The 15,562-nt window shown below is 72.6% G+C and carries 10 protein-coding genes; 6 read left to right on the top strand and 4 right to left on the bottom strand.

Annotated elements, in window-relative coordinates; genetic code table 11:
• Positions 1-42: 42 nt before the first annotated feature.
• From ABTZ17_RS31875 to ABTZ17_RS31865, 3 genes are all read right to left on the bottom strand, one after another.
• Positions 43-957: a hypothetical protein gene (locus ABTZ17_RS31875; protein ID WP_502994933.1), complete on the bottom strand. Its 915-nt coding sequence runs from the start codon at positions 955-957 to the stop codon at positions 43-45.
• Positions 954-2,564: a GT4 family glycosyltransferase PelF gene (gene pelF, locus ABTZ17_RS31870; protein WP_352199266.1), complete on the bottom strand. Its 1,611-nt coding sequence runs from the start codon at positions 2,562-2,564 to the stop codon at positions 954-956. The genes ABTZ17_RS31875 and pelF overlap by 4 nt, the downstream gene beginning before the upstream one ends.
• A 110-nt stretch (positions 2,565-2,674) precedes the next feature.
• Positions 2,675-4,705 (bottom strand): hypothetical protein, encoded by a 2,031-nt coding sequence (locus ABTZ17_RS31865; protein WP_352199265.1) that lies wholly within the window; start codon positions 4,703-4,705, stop codon positions 2,675-2,677.
• 346 nt (positions 4,706-5,051) lie between these two features.
• Between ABTZ17_RS31865 and ABTZ17_RS31860 the strand changes: the two genes are divergently transcribed.
• The 5 genes from ABTZ17_RS31860 (at position 5,052) to aceE (ending at position 13,857) form a co-directional block, all read left to right on the top strand.
• Positions 5,052-6,581, top strand: coding sequence for a leucyl aminopeptidase (locus ABTZ17_RS31860; RefSeq protein WP_352199264.1), 1,530 nt, complete (start codon positions 5,052-5,054; stop codon positions 6,579-6,581).
• Between the two features lie 374 nt (positions 6,582-6,955).
• A complete protein-coding gene (gene lpdA / locus ABTZ17_RS31855) occupies positions 6,956-8,344 on the top strand; it encodes a dihydrolipoyl dehydrogenase (protein WP_352199263.1) in 1,389 nt (462 codons plus the stop codon).
• Positions 8,345-8,398: 54 nt separating this feature from the next.
• Positions 8,399-10,162 (top strand): 2-oxoglutarate dehydrogenase, E2 component, dihydrolipoamide succinyltransferase, encoded by a 1,764-nt coding sequence (gene sucB, locus ABTZ17_RS31850; RefSeq protein ID WP_352199262.1) that lies wholly within the window; start codon positions 8,399-8,401, stop codon positions 10,160-10,162.
• A 132-nt stretch (positions 10,163-10,294) separates the two neighbouring features.
• On the top strand, positions 10,295-10,930 hold the full coding sequence (locus ABTZ17_RS31845) for a GntR family transcriptional regulator (protein ID WP_352199268.1): 636 nt from the start codon (positions 10,295-10,297) through the stop codon (positions 10,928-10,930).
• A 245-nt stretch (positions 10,931-11,175) separates the two neighbouring features.
• Positions 11,176-13,857 carry a pyruvate dehydrogenase (acetyl-transferring), homodimeric type gene (gene aceE, locus ABTZ17_RS31840; protein WP_352199261.1) on the top strand — a complete coding sequence of 894 codons (2,682 nt, stop codon included), beginning with the start codon at positions 11,176-11,178 and terminating at the stop codon, positions 13,855-13,857.
• A gap of 124 nt (positions 13,858-13,981) precedes the next feature.
• Here the strand turns inward: aceE and ABTZ17_RS31835 are convergent, their stop codons facing one another.
• Positions 13,982-14,893 carry an SDR family oxidoreductase gene (locus ABTZ17_RS31835; protein ID WP_352199260.1) on the bottom strand — a complete coding sequence of 304 codons (912 nt, stop codon included), beginning with the start codon at positions 14,891-14,893 and terminating at the stop codon, positions 13,982-13,984.
• Between the two features lie 55 nt (positions 14,894-14,948).
• On the opposite strand from ABTZ17_RS31835, the gene ABTZ17_RS31830 reads away from it, so the two are divergent.
• Complete coding sequence (locus ABTZ17_RS31830) at positions 14,949-15,467, top strand: DUF4240 domain-containing protein (RefSeq protein ID WP_352199267.1); 519 nt, start codon at positions 14,949-14,951, stop codon at positions 15,465-15,467.
• Positions 15,468-15,562 lie beyond the last annotated feature (95 nt).

The raw sequence follows: 15,562 nt of genomic DNA, 5'->3' as shown, positions 1-15,562 counted from the left end.
GTACGACCCTCTACACACATCGCAGTAGTCATGCCACGCCAATCAGCGGAGTTTCACGGCAGCCCCCACGGGAAACCCCCACCTCCCCTCCCGCAGCCGGGCCCGGGCCCGGCGGAGCCCGGCGGCGACCGGCAGCTCCCGGGCCGCGAGCCCGCAGGCCGCCAGCAGCGACAGCACCAGCAGTCCGGTGCGGACCGGCACGGGCAGGCCCACGGCGAGGGCCGTGACCGCGCCCAGCGCCATCGGGGCGAGGGCGGCCAGCAGCAGCCGCTCCCGGCCGAGGACGAGCAGGACCGTCGCGGCACCCACGTAACACGCCTGGCCCGCGGCGAACAGGGCCGGCAGGAGCGGTCCGGGTACCGCGAGGGCGGCGGCCGCGCCCAGCAGGGCGCCGGCCGGGGCGCCGGCGAGCAGGGTGCGCCCGGCGGACTCCCGGTCGCCCATCCCCAGCCAGGCGTAGGCCCGGTGGGAGAGGGTCTGGTCCCAGACCCATCCGATCAGGGCACCGGCGAGCAGGGTCAGGGTGCCCGAGGGCAGGCCCAGGGCGTCCGGGGGTCCTTCGAGCAGCGGGGCGCCGAGCACGTAGGCGAGGCCGGGCAGGACGAACACGATGCCGCGGAGCAGACAGGCGGTCAGGGAGACCCGCCAGGGGTCCTCGGTGCGTTCCGGTTCGGGGAAGGCCCGGGGCACCCGCGCGTACAGCTCCTCGGCGAGGGCGAAGGAGTCGGCCCGGCCGTAGGTGAGGCGGATGTGCTCGTCGGTCATGCCGTCGGACTCCAGGACGGCGGCGATCTCGTCGGGGTGGACCGCGGCGGCCGCCACCCCGCCCAGCCGTCCGGCCAGCTCCTCCAGGGGGTCGGCGGCCGGGGCGGAGCCGCCGCGGCGGGGCCGGGGCAGCACCGGCAGGGTGTCCTGTCCGGCGTGGTGACCGGGGGTCAGCCAGAGGCCACCGCTCACCGGGCCCCTCCGGAGGTCGGCCGGTCGGCCGCGCCGGCACCGGCGCCGGCGCCGGTGAGGGGGGCGGCGGGGGCCCGGCGCGGGGCGGCGAGCTCCCGGTACCAGGGGTCGGCCATGGTCCAGGTCTCCTCGGGGCGGGGTGCGGCCGGCGGGGTGGGGCCGGCGGCCAGTTCGCGGTAGATGTGGCGGAAGCCGTCCACGGAGCGGTGCAAGGTGAAACGGTCCACCACGCGCTGCCGGGAGAGCCGGCCGAGTTCGGCGCGGCGGGCGTCGTCGCGGAGCAGGGCCAGGGTGGCGCGGGCCATGGTCTCCGGTTCGCGCGGGGGCACCACCAGTCCGGTGTCGCCGACGGCCTCGCGGACCCCGCCGACGTCGGTGGAGACGGTGGTCCGGCCGCAGGACATGGCCTCGATGATGCTGAAGGGGAAGCCCTCGCTGATGCTGGAGAGCATCACGACGCTGCCGGCGGCGTACGCCCGGGCCACGTCGGAGATCCGGCCCTCGAAGGTGATCCCGTCGATGACGCCGAGTTCCGCGGCGAGCTTCTCCAGCCCGGTGCGGTACTCCTCGCAGCCCGCGGGGACCGGGCCGAACAGCCGCATCCGCAGGGCGGGGAGTTCGGCCCGCATCAGGGCGTAGGCGCGGACCAGGGTCTCCAGGTCCTTGATGGGGTCGATCCGGCCGCACCAGCTGAGGGTGGGGACCGCCGGTTCGGGTCCGGCCTCGGGGAAGCGGTGCGGGTCCACGCCGTTGTAGACGGTGCGGATCCGTTCGGCGGGGGCGCCGCCGCGTTCCTCCCAGCGCCGGTTGTACTGGTTGCAGGGGGTGATGAGGTCGGCCTGCCGGTAGCCCTCGGAGTTGAGCTGCCGGTAGAAGCCGAGCATGAGGGCCTTGACGGGCCAGCGCTGGGCGGCGCTGCGGTAGCCGAGGTAGCGCTCGCGCAGGTAGATGCCGTGCTCGGTGAGGAGGAAGGGCACCCCGTCGAGTTCCTTGGCGGCGAGCGCGGGCAGGGTGGCGAGGCCGCTGCTGACGGCGTGCGCCACGCAGTCCCGGGGGATCCGGACGGCGAGCGGGCGCAGGGCGTGTTCCAGCAGGTCGGTGGCGGTGAGGGCGTCGTGGACGGTGGGGCGGGCCCCGGCGGTGCCCAGGCCCGGACGGGTCCACACGTTCATCAGGAGCCGCAGGACGGGTTCGGAGCGCAGGGCCGCGGTGAGCCGGCCCTCCCGGGCGAGCCGGGCGAGTTCGTACAGGGCCGGGGCGAAGTGCTCGCCGGCGGCCGGGTCGAGCAGGGAGTACAGCAGCCGTTCGTAGGTCTCGGTGAAGCGGCGCAGGGCCCGGCCGCGGGGTGCGGAGCGGGCGCGGCCGGGGAGCGGGAGCCAGCTCCCGGCGGCGGGCGGCGGCCCCCAGAGCGGGACGGCCGTGTGGCGGTAGACGTTGCGGGGGAGCTCCCAGGTGACGGGTTCGCGGCCGGTGCCGGTGAGGGCGACGACGTTGAAGTCGACCTCCGGCATGCCGCGCACCAGTTGGTCGCACCAGGTGCTGACGCCCCCGTGGACGTGCGGATAGGTTCCTTCGGTGAGCATGGTGACGTGACGCCCCTGGCTCATGCTTCGTGTCCCCCCAGGACGGCAGAGTGGGGCCGGCGCCCCGGGTGCGGGTGCGCCGGCTGCGCGGTGCGGCGGACGGCCGGACCCCGGCGGGGGCCCGGCCGCCGGGTTCAGCTGGGCAGCTTGAGCGTGACCGCGGACTGGAGCACCTCGGGCACGGTCCAGGCGGAGCGGGTGCCCGCGTAGGAGGCGCCGAAGGCGGTGGTGCCGAGCAGGAGCTGCTTCTGGGTGCCCTCGGGTGCGGTGATCGGGGCGTTGGTGCCCGAGGGGGCCTTCACGGTGACGGCGGTGCCGATCCGGTAGGCCGTCACCTTGCCCTCGGCGAGGGCCTTGTCCCAGACGGCGCGGCGTTCGAGTTCGACGCCGAGGTCCTTCTGGCGCTGGTTCACCAGCGGGGTGTTCGCGGCGAACATCCCGCGGTAGCCGTCGAGGACCCCGTCGAGGACCGGGTACAGGATGCGGTCCTCGGCCAGGTTGGACTGGTGGACGTAGTGCGGCCTCGGGTCGTTGCCGAGGACGTGCCGCAGGGCGGTGCCGATCTCCTGCGGGACGATGTGGTCGAGGTAGCCGGTGCCGGTGTCCAGGGGCTCGGGCAGGCAGGTGGAGGCGGGGTTGGACTCGCAGATGCCGCTGCCGCCGTCCTCGGTGCTCGTGTAGACCCAGTTGTACTCGTCGGCCATCTCGGCCCGGGTGCCGGTGTTGTAGTAGACGTTCATCGGGTGCCGGGGCACGGTGAGGGCGCTGCCCACGGTCCGCTGCTGCGGTTCGCGGGAGTTGTCGCTCGCGATCCAGCGGACCCCGTTGTCGGCGAGGGCCCCGGCGAGGTTCGGGTTGTCCTGGGGCTGCTGGGGCAGGGTCTTCAACCCGGAGTGCTCGCCGGTGACCAGCTCGGTGCGGTCCACGGACACGCCCTTGGACACGGCCCAGTTGTGGTTGTCCCGGATCTGCGCGGAGATCTCGGCGCGCGGGGTCCAGCGGGTGGCCCCCTGGGCGTCCTCGGCACAGGTCCACGGGACGGTGGAGGTGTCCTGCACGCAGCCGAGGAAGGGGTGCGTGTAGGTGTGGTTGATCCAGCGGTAGGCGGACCGGTCGGCGAGCAGCTGGGCGGTCAGGGCGTCGGTGCCGCCGTTCTCGGCCTTCCACTCCTCCCCCGCGCCGGCGTTGAAGACCATGTCCATGGTGAAGCCCTTGGTGCGCTGCCACTGGGCGGCGTACCGGGCGTCGTCGGCGGTCATCCGGATGCCGGCGCCGGGCTCCTCGCCACCGGGGCAGTCGTTGTCCCCCGGGGTGCAGTTCAGCTCGGTGTCCCAGCGGGCGTCGGGGGCGAACACGTCGTCCACGTGCACGGCGAACCAGTTGCGGCTCTGTCCGAGGTGGACGCCCTGGGTGAGCCATTCGACGATGCCGCGGGCGAGCAGGCGGTACTGCCGCTGGTAGCGGTTGTAGCCGAAGGTGACGACGAGCTCGGTGCGCCCGTCGTGGGTGTACGCGCCCACCAGGGAGGCCCGGCCGGAGCCGACGGGGGCGTCGACGTAGCTGGTGTAGCCGGCGCGCGGGCGGCCCATGAAGCCGTAGCTCTCCGGGACCAGCGGCGAGTTGTCCTCGAAGACGACCTTTCCGGCCAGGTAGCCGAAGGGGCCGGACTTCCCGGCGGCGGTGACCGCCGCCTCGGTGCCGTCCAGGGTGCCCGCGTACCCGCCCTGGTCGGTGTAGTCGAGGCCGACGCCGGGGTGCGCCCAGGTGTAGGCGTCCACCTGGCGGATCCCGAAGGAGGTCTCGTAGGCGGCCAGCGCGGCCATCTCGGGGGAGCCGGCGCCGAACGGGTCCTCGTTGGGCAGCACCACCCCCTGGTACTTGGCGCGCGGGCGCCCGTCGACCGTGTCGCTCAGGAAGGCGGCGTCGATGACCGGCCGTCCCTGCTGTCCGAGGTCGATCCGGGTGTACGGCACCCCCGTGCCGCGGAGCTCGTCGGTGATGGCGTCGACGGCGGCCCCGCCGTCGTCGACGACCAGCACCTTGAGGTCGACGCGCGGTGCCGGCGCCGCCGCCGCGCCGGCCGTGGCGGCGGGCACCGCCAGGGACACCAGCGCCGCCGCCACGCACATGGCGGCTGCCCGGTTCGTCCTGTTCCTGTGGACCATCGTGGCCTTTCCCCCCGCAGCAGCCCGCCCGGCGCGGGCCGGTGGGGCGGCCGTTCGGGTGAGGCTCTGTGGAAATCGTGCAAAGGAACCCCAAGTCCCCTTGCGAGAGTGGCTCGAGTGTCGCGGAAGGACTTCTGAGTACGCGGCAAACCTGGAGCAGAGGCCACAGACGGGTGAACCGAGGGGCCCGCGGGTCGAACAGCTTGGCCAACCTTCGAGTGGCGTGCGGGTGAGGGTGGGCGCGTACGCTCATTTCCGGCAGCCTCTTGGCCCGAATACGATCGCCTGGTACGGCCGCCACCCACACGGCCTCGACACATTTCAATGGAAGCGAGACTTCACCACCGTGACTGCTCTGACTCTCAGCACTGCCGGCCCGGCGTCGCTGCGCGCCGACGCCCTCGTCGTCGGTGCCGCGAAGGGCGCCAAGGGCGTCGTCCTCGCCCCGGGCGCGGAGGCCGTCGACGAGGCGTTCGACGGCCGGCTCGCCGCCGTCCTGGAGGCGCTGGGCGCCACGGGCGGCGACGGCGAGCTGACCAAGGTCCCCGCGCCCGCCGGTCTGAAGGTGCCGGTCGTGCTGGCGGTCGGCCTGGGCTCCGCCCCGGAGGAGGACGGGTCCTGGGACGAGGACGTCCTGCGCCGTGCCGCGGGCACCGCCGCCCGCGCCCTGACGGGCTCGAAGAAGGCCGGCTTCGCCCTCCCGCTGGAGGACGCCTCCGCCGTGACCGCGGTGGCCGAGGGCGCCCTGCTGGGCGCCTACGCCTTCACCGCCTACCAGGGCGGCGCGAAGGGCGCCAAGGACAAGGGCGCCGCGAAGCAGCCGCTCGCCGAGGTGGCCCTGCTCGGTGCGAAGCCGCGTGACAAGGCCCACAAGGCCGCCGCGGAGCGCGCCAAGGTCGTCGCCCGCGAGGTCAACATCGCCCGCGACCTGGTGAACACCCCGCCGAACGACCTCACCCCCGAGGCCTTCGCGGCCGTGGCCTCCGCCACCGCCAAGGAGATCGGCGTCAAGGTCCAGGTCCTGGACGAGAAGGCCCTGGTCAAGGGCGGCTACGGCGGCATCCTGGGCGTCGGCGCCGGTTCCGTGAACCCGCCCCGCCTGGTCAAGATCGCCTACACCCACCCGAAGGCGGAGAAGCACCTCGCCTTCGTCGGCAAGGGCATCACCTACGACTCGGGCGGCATCTCCCTGAAGCCTGCCGGCCACAACGAGACCATGAAGTGCGACATGGCCGGCGCCGCCGCCGTCTTCGCCTCCGTGGTCGCCGTGGCCCGCATGGGCCTGCCCGTCAACGTCACCGGCTGGCTCGCCCTCGCGGAGAACATGCCCTCCGGCAACGCCACCCGCCCCGGTGACGTGCTGCGCATGTACAACGGCAAGACCGTCGAGGTCCTCAACACCGACGCCGAGGGCCGGCTGGTCCTGGGCGACGCCCTGACCCGCGCCTCCGAGGAGGAGCCCGACGCGATCGTCGACGTGGCCACCCTCACCGGTGCCATGGTCATGGCGCTCGGCAACCGCACCTTCGGCGTGATGGCCAACGACGACGCCTTCCGCACCTCGATCCACGAGATCGCCGAGGAGGTCGGCGAGGCCTCCTGGCCGATGCCGCTCCCCGCCGACCTCCGCAAGGGCCTGGACTCCCCCACCGCCGACCTGGCGAACATGGGCGAGCGCATGGGCGGCGGCCTGGTGGCCGGCGTCTTCCTCCAGGAGTTCGTGACCGAGGGCATCACCTGGGCGCACCTGGACATCGCGGGCCCCGCCTTCCACGAGGGTGCCCCGTACGGCTACACCCCCAAGGGCGGCACGGGCTCCGCGGTCCGCACCCTGGTCCGGCTGGCCGAGCGCACCGCCACCGGCGACCTGGGCTGACCCCTCCCCGGCACCGTGAGGCCGGACGGCCCCGTACCGCTGCGGCGGGCGGGGCCGTCCGGCCGTGCCGGCCCGGAGCGGAGGGGTCCGCTCCGGGTGAAGGATCCCGGTCCGCGCGGGCGGTTCCCGGGGCGGATCCCCCCGTGGGATCCGCCGCGGAATCCGCAGCGCGCTACGGCCGGGTAACCCCACTGGACGGTCTTCCCGGGCCGTCCGGACCCGGGCCCGGCGTCCCGCGTTCCCTCGACAAGTGCGAAGATGGGTTCTCGGCAGGACAGGGCCCCCACCACAGGGCCGAAGAAAAGCGGCCGAACACCAGCCGCCGCCCGGTCACAGAGGACCGGCGCCCGGCGCACATGCATGGAGGACGTGACGTGGCGAACGACGCCAGCACCGTTTTCGACCTAGTGATCCTCGGCGGTGGCAGTGGCGGTTACGCCGCGGCGCTGCGCGCCTCCCAGCTGGGTCTGGACGTTGCCCTGATCGAGAAGAACAAGCTCGGCGGCACCTGCCTGCACAACGGCTGCATCCCCACGAAGGCGCTGCTGCACGCCGGTGAGGTCGCGGACCAGGCCCGCGAGTCGGCCCAGTTCGGTGTCAAGGCCACCTTCGAGGGCATCGACATCGCGGGGGTCCACAAGTACAAGGACGACGTGATCGCCGGCCTGTACAAGGGCCTCCAGGGTCTCGTCGCCTCCCGCAAGGTGACGTACATCGAGGGTGAGGGCCGTCTCTCCTCCCCGACCTCCGTCGACGTGAACGGTCAGCGCGTCCAGGGCCGCCACGTCCTGCTGGCGACCGGCTCCGTGCCGAAGTCGCTGCCGGGTCTGGACATCGACGGCAACCGCATCATCTCCTCGGACCACGCGCTGGTCCTGGACCGCGTGCCCGAGTCCGCGATCATCCTGGGCGGCGGCGTCATCGGCGTCGAGTTCGCCTCGGCGTGGAAGTCCTTCGGCACCGACGTCACCGTCGTCGAGGGCCTCAAGCACCTCGTCCCGGTCGAGGACGAGAACAGCTCCAAGCTGCTGGAGCGGGCCTTCCGCAAGCGGGGCATCAAGTTCAACCTCGGCACCTTCTTCGAGAAGGCCGAGTACACCGAGAACGGCGTGCGGGTCACCCTGGCCGACGGCAAGACCTTCGAGGCCGAGGTGCTGCTGGTCGCCATCGGCCGCGGCCCGGTCTCGCAGGGCCTGGGCTACGAGGAGCAGGGCGTCGCGATGGACCGCGGCTACGTCCTGGTCGACGAGTACATGCAGACCAACGTGCCGACCATCTCGGCCGTCGGTGACCTCGTCCCGACCCTGCAGCTCGCGCACGTCGGCTTCGCGGAGGGCATCCTGGTCGCGGAGCGTCTGGCCGGTCTGAAGACCGTCCCGATCGACTACGACGGTGTGCCGCGCGTCACGTACTGCCACCCCGAGGTCGCTTCCGTCGGCATCACCGAGGCCAAGGCCAAGGAGATCTACGGCGCGGACAAGGTCGTGGCCCTGAAGTACAACCTGGCGGGCAACGGCAAGAGCAAGATCCTGAAGACCGCGGGCGAGATCAAGCTCGTCCAGGTCAAGGACGGTGCCGTGGTCGGCGTCCACATGGTCGGTGACCGGATGGGCGAGCAGGTCGGCGAGGCCCAGCTGATCTACAACTGGGAAGCCCTGCCGGCCGAGGTCGCGCAGCTCATCCACGCGCACCCGACCCAGAACGAGGCGCTCGGCGAGGCCCACCTGGCCCTGGCCGGCAAGCCGCTTCACTCCCACGACTAGTTCGTCACGGGCGCGACGACCACTTCCGCACTTTCGTAAGGAGCAACAGAAACCATGTCGGTTTCCGTAACCCTTCCGGCGCTCGGCGAGAGCGTCACCGAGGGAACTGTCACCCGCTGGCTGAAGGCCGAGGGCGAGCGCGTCGAGGCCGACGAGCCGCTGCTCGAGGTCTCGACCGACAAGGTCGACACCGAGATCCCCTCCCCCGCCTCCGGCATCCTCGCCTCCATCAAGGTGGCCGAGGACGAGACCGTCGAGGTGGGCGCCGAGCTGGCGATCATCGATGACGGCTCGGGCGCCCCGGCGGCCGAGGCCGCCCCCGCCGCCGAGGCCGCCCCCGCCGCCGAGGCCCCCGCGGCTCCGGCCGCCCCGGCCCCCGCGGCCGAGGCCCCCGCCGCTCCGGCTCCGGCCGCCGAGGCCCCGGCCGCTCCCGCGGCCGCCGCTCCGGCCGCCTCCGGCACGGACGTCGTGCTGCCCGCGCTGGGCGAGTCCGTCACCGAGGGCACCGTCACCCGCTGGCTGAAGTCGGTCGGCGAGACCGTCGAGGCCGACGAGCCGCTGCTGGAGGTGTCGACCGACAAGGTCGACACCGAGATCCCCTCTCCGACGGCGGGCACGCTGCTGGAGATCCTGGTGGGCGAGGACGAGACCGCCGAGGTCGGCGCCCGTCTCGCCGTGATCGGCGAGGCCGGTGCCGCTCCGGCCGCCGCCCCCGCCCCGGCCGCCGCCCCCGCCCCGGCCCCGGCCGCCGCTCCGGCTGCCCCGGCTCCGGCCGCTCCGGCCCCCGCTGCCGCCGCCCCGGCCCCGGTCGCCGCTCCGGCCGCCCCGGCCGCCCCGGCCGCTCCGGCCGCCGCTCCGGCCGCCCCGGCCGCTCCCGCCGTCTCCGGCGGCGAGGGCGCGTACGTGACCCCGCTGGTCCGCAAGCTGGCCTCGGAGTCCGGTGTGGACCTCGGGCAGGTCCAGGGCACGGGTGTCGGTGGCCGGATCCGCAAGGACGACGTCATCGCCGCCGCCGCTGCCGCCAAGGCCGCCGCCGCTCCGGCTCCGGCCGCCGCGGCTCCGGCCGCCGCCAAGGCCCCGGCCCTGGAGGCGTCCCCGCTGCGCGGTCAGACGGTCAAGATGACCCGCATGCGCAAGGTCATCGGCGACAACATGATGAAGGCCCTGCACTCGCAGGCGCAGCTGTCCTCGGTGGTCGAGGTCGACATCACCAAGCTGATGAAGCTGCGCGCGCAGGCGAAGGACTCCTTCGCCGCCCGCGAGGGCGTCAAGCTCTCCCCGATGCCGTTCTTCGTGAAGGCGGCGGCCCAGGCGCTGAAGGCCCACCCGGTCATCAACGCCCGGATCAACGAGGACGAGGGCACCATCACGTACTTCGACTCGGAGAACATCGGCATCGCCGTGGACTCCGAGAAGGGTCTGATGACGCCGGTCATCAAGGGTGCGGGCGACCTGAACCTCGCCGGCATCTCCAAGGCCACGGCCGAGCTGGCCGGCAAGGTCCGCGGCAACAAGATCACTCCGGACGAGCTGTCCGGCGCGACCTTCACGATCAGCAACACCGGCTCGCGCGGTGCGCTGTTCGACACGGTCATCGTCCCGCCGAACCAGGTCGCCATCCTGGGCATCGGCGCCACCGTCAAGCGTCCGGCCGTCATCGAGACCGCCGAGGGCACCGTGATCGGCGTCCGCGACATGACGTACCTGACGCTGTCGTACGACCACCGCCTGGTCGACGGCGCGGACGCGGCCCGCTACCTGACCGCCGTCAAGGCGATCCTGGAAGCCGGCGAGTTCGAGGTCGAACTGGGCCTCTGACCGGCCCTGTTGTAACGAGCCTCACCTCGACGCCCCCGCCCGGAGCAGTTTCCGGGCGGGGGCGCCGCCGTATTCTCTACGCTCAGGCCCACCGTCCCGTCCCGCGCGACCCCTGGAGATGAATCCCCGATGATCACCCCACCCGTGGTGCACTCGCTGCGCGAGCAGATCCGCGAGCACATCGTGGAGGGGATCGTCAGCGGCCGCTGGAAGCCCGGGGAGCGGATCGTGGAGCGCCGGATCGCGGTGGAGCTGGAGGTCAGCCAGACCCCCGTCCGGGAGGCCCTGCGGGAGCTGGAGACGCTCCGGCTGATCGAGTCGGCCCCCAACAAGGGGGTGCGGGTGCGCAATCTCACCGCCTCGGACCTCGACGAGATCTACCCGGTGCGCGCGGGCCTGGAGCAGATCGCCGCGGAGCTGGCCGCCCCCCGGCTGGCCACGGACGCGGGGCTGCTGGACGCCCTGCTGGAGCCCCACGTGGTGGCCCTGCGGGAGGCCGACCGCACCGAGGACAGCACGGCCCAGGTGCGGCACACGGTGGCCTTCCACCGGGCCATGGTGAGCGCGGCGGGGAACAGCGTGCTGCTGCACACCTGGGAGTCGCTGGGGATCGAGGTGTTCACGGCCCTGTCGATCCGGTGGCTGGGCACCGTGCAGAAGGCGTTCGCGGAGGAGCACGAGATGCTCGTGGAAGCCTTCCGGAGGAACGATCCCGAGATCGGTCTGCTGGTGAGAAGGCATGTGCTCGGATGTGCACCGCAAGCCTGACCACCCGTCAGATGTCTGGGTTGTCCCGATATCAAGTGGCACTCCGTGCCCTGTTTCCGCAGCGTTAAGCGGCACGGAATGCCTACTTTCAACTTCTGAGCAGATTTTCGGCCTCTCCCTTTGATCGATCATCGATCAGGGATTTAGAGTCTTTCGCGGACCACATCCCGGTCCGACCGCCCTGTCCTGCCCGTCAGGGAACCTTTCTCCACCCCCTCCCCTCGTCCGGAAGGCGGCGCACACCGATGTCCGACCCCGTAGGCAAGCTTCCGAGCGAGCTCGACCAGCTCCCGGACCGCGACACCGAGGAGACCGCCGAATGGGCGGCCTCCCTCGACGCCGTCGCCCAGGCCGCCGGCACCCGCCGTGCCGAGTACCTGATGCGCCGCACCCTCCAGCACGCCGAGGCCGCCGGGCTCGCCCTGCCGAAGCTGCTGGAGACGGACTACGTCAACACCATCCCCACCGCCGCCGAGCCGGAGTTCCCCGGTGACGAGGCGCTGGAGTCCCGCATCACCGCCTGGAACCGCTGGAACGCGGCCGCCATGGTGACCCGCGGCTCGAAGTACGGCGTCGGCGGCCACATCGCCACCTTCGCCTCGGCGGCCTGGCTGTACGAGACCGGCTTCCAGCACTTCTTCCGCGGGAAGGAGGCCGACGGATCCGGCGACCAGCTGTACATCCAGGGCCACGCCTCCCCCGGCATCTACGCCCGTGCCTTCCTCGACGGGCGGATCTCCGAGCAGCAGCTCGACAACTTCCGGCAGGAGTCCGGCGGCAACGGCCTGCCCTCCTACCCGCACCCGCGTCGCCTGCCCTGGCTGTGGGAGTTCCCCACCGTCTCCATGGGTCTGGGCCCGCTCTCCGCGATCTACCAGGCGCGGTTCAACCGCTACCTGCAGAACCGGAACATCAAGGACACCGCCAACTCGCACGTCTGGGCCTTCCTGGGCGACGGCGAGATGGACGAGCCCGAGTCGACCGCCGCCCTGGCCCTGGCCTCCCGCGAGCGGCTCGACAACCTGACCTTCGTCATCAACTGCAACCTGCAGCGCCTCGACGGCCCGGTCCGCGCGAACTTCCGCGTGGTCCAGGAGCTGGAGGCGCAGTTCCGCGGCGCCGGTTGGAACGTGGTCAAGACCCTGTGGGGCTCCGCCTGGGACGAGCTGTTCCAGCTGGACACCACGGGCGCGCTGGTCCGCCGCATCCGTGAGGTCCCGGACGCGCAGTTCCAGACCTACGCCACCCGCGACGTGGCCTACATCCGGCAGCACTTCTTCGGGGCGAACCCCGAGCTGGTGCAGCTGGCGGGCGTGCTCTCCGACGCGAAGATCGCCGAGTGCTTCCACCGCTCCCGCGGCGGCCACGAGCCCCGCAAGGTGTACGCCGCGTACAAGGCCGCCCTCGCCCACAAGGGCGCGCCGACGGTCATCCTGGCGCAGACCGTCAAGGGCCACACCCTGGGTTCCGGCTTCGAGTCGAAGAACGCGAACCACCAGATGAAGAAGCTGACGATCGACGAGTTCAAGGACATGCGCGACCTCCTTGACCTGCCGATCCCGGACAGCGCCTTCGCCGACGGCGTGGTGCCCTACGGCCACCCGGGCGCCGACTCCGCCGAGGTCCGCTACCTGCACGAGCGCCGCGCGGCCCTCGGTGGTCCGGCCCCGGCCCGCAAGGTCCACCAGGTGGCCCTGCCGCAGCCCGCGGACAAGTCGTACGCCCCGCTGCTGAAGGGCTCCGGCAAGCAGGAGATGGCCACCACCATGGCCTTCGTCCGGCTGGTCAAGGACCTGATGCGGGACAAGGAGACCGGCCGCCGCTGGGTGCCGATCGTCCCCGACGAGGCCCGCACCTTCGGCATGGAGTCGCTGTTCCCGTCCGCGGGCATCTACTCCCCGCTGGGCCAGACGTACGAGCCGGTCGACCGCGACCAGCTGATGTACTACAAGGAGGCCAAGGACGGCCAGATCCTCAACGAGGGGATCACCGAGGCCGGCGCCATGGCCGACTTCATCGCCGCCGCCACGTCGTACGCGACGCACGGCGAGACGATGATCCCGTTCTACATCTTCTACTCGATGTTCGGCTGGCAGCGGACCGGCGACCAGATGTGGCAGCTCGCCGACCAGCTCGGCAAGGGCTTCATCGTGGGCGCCACCGCGGGCCGCACCACCCTCACCGGTGAGGGCCTGCAGCACGCCGACGGCCACTCGCACCTGATCGCGGCCACCAACCCGGCCTCGCTCAACTACGACCCGGCCTTCGCGTACGAGATCGCGGTGATCGTCAAGGACGGTCTGGAGCGGATGTACGGCGAGAAGCCCGAGGACGTCTTCTACTACCTGACGGTCTACAACGAGCCCAAGCCGCAGCCGGCCATGCCGGCCGGGGTGGAAGAGGGCATCGTCAAGGGTCTCTACCGCTTCAACACCTCCGCCGACCTGGAGCAGGCCCCGGCCGCCGACGCCCCGAAGATCCAGCTGATGGCCTCCGGTACGGCCATCCACTGGATCCTGGAGGCCCAGCGGATCCTGGCCGCCGACTGGAACGTGGCCGCCGACGTGTGGTCCGCCACCTCCTGGGGCGAGCTGCGCCGCGAGGCGCTGGAATGCGACGAGGCCCTGCTCCGCGGCGAGGAGCGGATCCCGTACGTCACCCGTGTCCTGGACGGCGCCGCCGGCCCGGTGCTCGCGGTGTCCGACTGGATGCGTCAGGTCCCGGACCAGATCAGCCAGTGGGTCCCGCAGGACTACACCTCGCTGGGCACGGACGGCTTCGGCCTCTCCGACACCCGTGACGGCGCCCGCCGCCACTTCGGTGTGGACCCGCAGTCCATCGTGGTGGCCTCGCTGGCCCAGCTCGCCCGCCGCGGCGAGGTCCCGGCCTCCGCGGTCAAGGAGGCCCGGGAGCGGTACGGCCTGTAAGGGCCCCGCCCCCGGACCGGTACCGACCCGTCCGGACGCGTCCGGAGCCCCCGTCGCCCTCGTGGCGGCGGGGGCTCCGGCGTTCCCGGGATCGCGGTGGCGGCGGGGGTCGGTGCCGACGGGGTCAGCGGTAGTCCTCCGGGGAGCGGTCGGCGCCGCCGAACTCCACCTCCTGGATGTAGGCCCAGGCGTCCGGACGGCTGCCGTCGGCGTCGGTGAAGCCGTACGCGCGGGCCGCCTGCGCGCTGGAGAGGGATTCGCCGTTCCAGCGGGCCACGTCGGGGTCGGCGGCCAGCGCGACGACGGCGCGGGCCAGGTAGACGGGGGACTCCGAGACCCCGAAGCCGGGCACCTTGGCGGTGGCGTCCCGCCAGTTCTCCTCCGTGACCCCGAAGTGCTCCAGCATCTGCTCGGACCGCAGCCAACCCGGGGTGAGGGACAGGGCCGTGCAGCCGGTGTCCGCCAGGTCGTGGGCGAGGGTGCGGGCCATCCGGATGGGCGCGTTCTTCGCGAGGTCGTAGAAGAAGTTCTCGCGGAAGCGTTCGTTGGTCTCGGCCGTGCCGTCGGTGATCTCGACGAGGAGTCCGCCCGGGTGGCGGACCAGCAGGGGCAGCGCGTGCCAGCTGGTGAGGATGTGGCTCTTCACACCGAGTTCCAGCATCCGCAGTCCGCGCCCGAGGTCGGTCTCCCACATCTTCTTCCCGAAGACGACCAGGTGCTCCCCGCCCCACAGGTCGTTGACGAGGAGGTCGAGGCGGCCGCGGTCCGCGTCGATGCGGGCCACGACGGCGCGGACCTGCTCGGGGTCGAGGTGGTCGGCCACCAGGGCGATGCCCTCTCCCCCGGCCGCGGTGACCAGTTCGGCCGTCTGCTCGATGGTCTCGGTGGTGCGGCCCACTTCGCTGGGGCCGTTCCGGCTGGTGCGTCCGGTGACGTACACGGTGGCGCCCGCGGCGCCCAGTTGCACGGCGATGGCCCGGCCCGCGCCCCGGGTGGCGCCCGCGACGAGGGCGGTCTTTCCGCTGAGGATTCCCATGCGACGGATTCTCGCGGTGGCGGGCGCCGGACGCAGCCGTGATGCTGGAGCGGTGATGGACGAGACGGAGTTCTGGGAGATCGTCGACAGCACCCGCGAGGCCGCCGAGGGCGACCCCGAGGACCATGCCGACCTGCTCGTCGAGCGGCTGGTGCGGCTCGACCCGGAAGCCGTCCTGGACTTCGCCCGCCATTTCGAGGCCCGGTACAACCGGGCCTACACCTGGGACCTGTGGGGGGCCGCCTGGGTGCTCCTCGACGGGGCCAGCGACGACGCCTTCGACTTCTTCCGGTGCTGGCTGATCGGGCAGGGCCGGGAGGTCTTCGAGGGCGCGGTGCACGATCCGGACGCGCTGGCGGGGCTGCTCGGCGAGTTCGACGAGGAGATCGACGGGGACGGCGAGGAGCTGGGGTACGCCGCTGACGAGGCGTACGAGCAGCTGACCGGCGCGGTGGCCCCGGAGTTGGGCCTGCCGGCCGCGGCGGCGGAACCGGCCGGGTCCCCGCTGGACTTCGAGGACGAAGGGGTGCTCGCGGGCCGGTTCCCGCGGCTGTGGGAGCGGTTCCGGGACTGACCCCGGAGCGCGGGGCGCGGAGCGCGCCTCCGGCGCGGACGGCGCCGGGGGCGTGTCGGATGTGTGCCGGGGCCCCGGGGTGTGGCCGGGGCCCC

This window comes from Streptomyces sp. NPDC097619, from assembly GCF_040302735.1.
GTDB lineage: Bacteria > Actinomycetota > Actinomycetes > Streptomycetales > Streptomycetaceae > Streptomyces.
This window is presented reverse-complemented; position numbering and strand designations above follow the sequence as displayed.

Bases quoted from the DNA above. Each gene is read 5' to 3' on its own strand.
- pelF (WP_352199266.1), bottom strand. From the start codon at position 2,564: ATGAGCCAGGGGCGTCACGTCACCATGCTCACCGAAGGAACCTATCCG.
- ABTZ17_RS31865 (WP_352199265.1), bottom strand. From the start codon at position 4,705: ATGGTCCACAGGAACAGGACGAACCGGGCAGCCGCCATGTGCGTGGCG.
- sucB (WP_352199262.1), top strand. From the start codon at position 8,399: ATGTCGGTTTCCGTAACCCTTCCGGCGCTCGGCGAGAGCGTCACCGAG.
- aceE (WP_352199261.1), top strand. From the start codon at position 11,176: ATGTCCGACCCCGTAGGCAAGCTTCCGAGCGAGCTCGACCAGCTCCCG.
- ABTZ17_RS31835 (WP_352199260.1), bottom strand. From the start codon at position 14,893: ATGGGAATCCTCAGCGGAAAGACCGCCCTCGTCGCGGGCGCCACCCGG.
- ABTZ17_RS31830 (WP_352199267.1), top strand. From the start codon at position 14,949: ATGGACGAGACGGAGTTCTGGGAGATCGTCGACAGCACCCGCGAGGCC.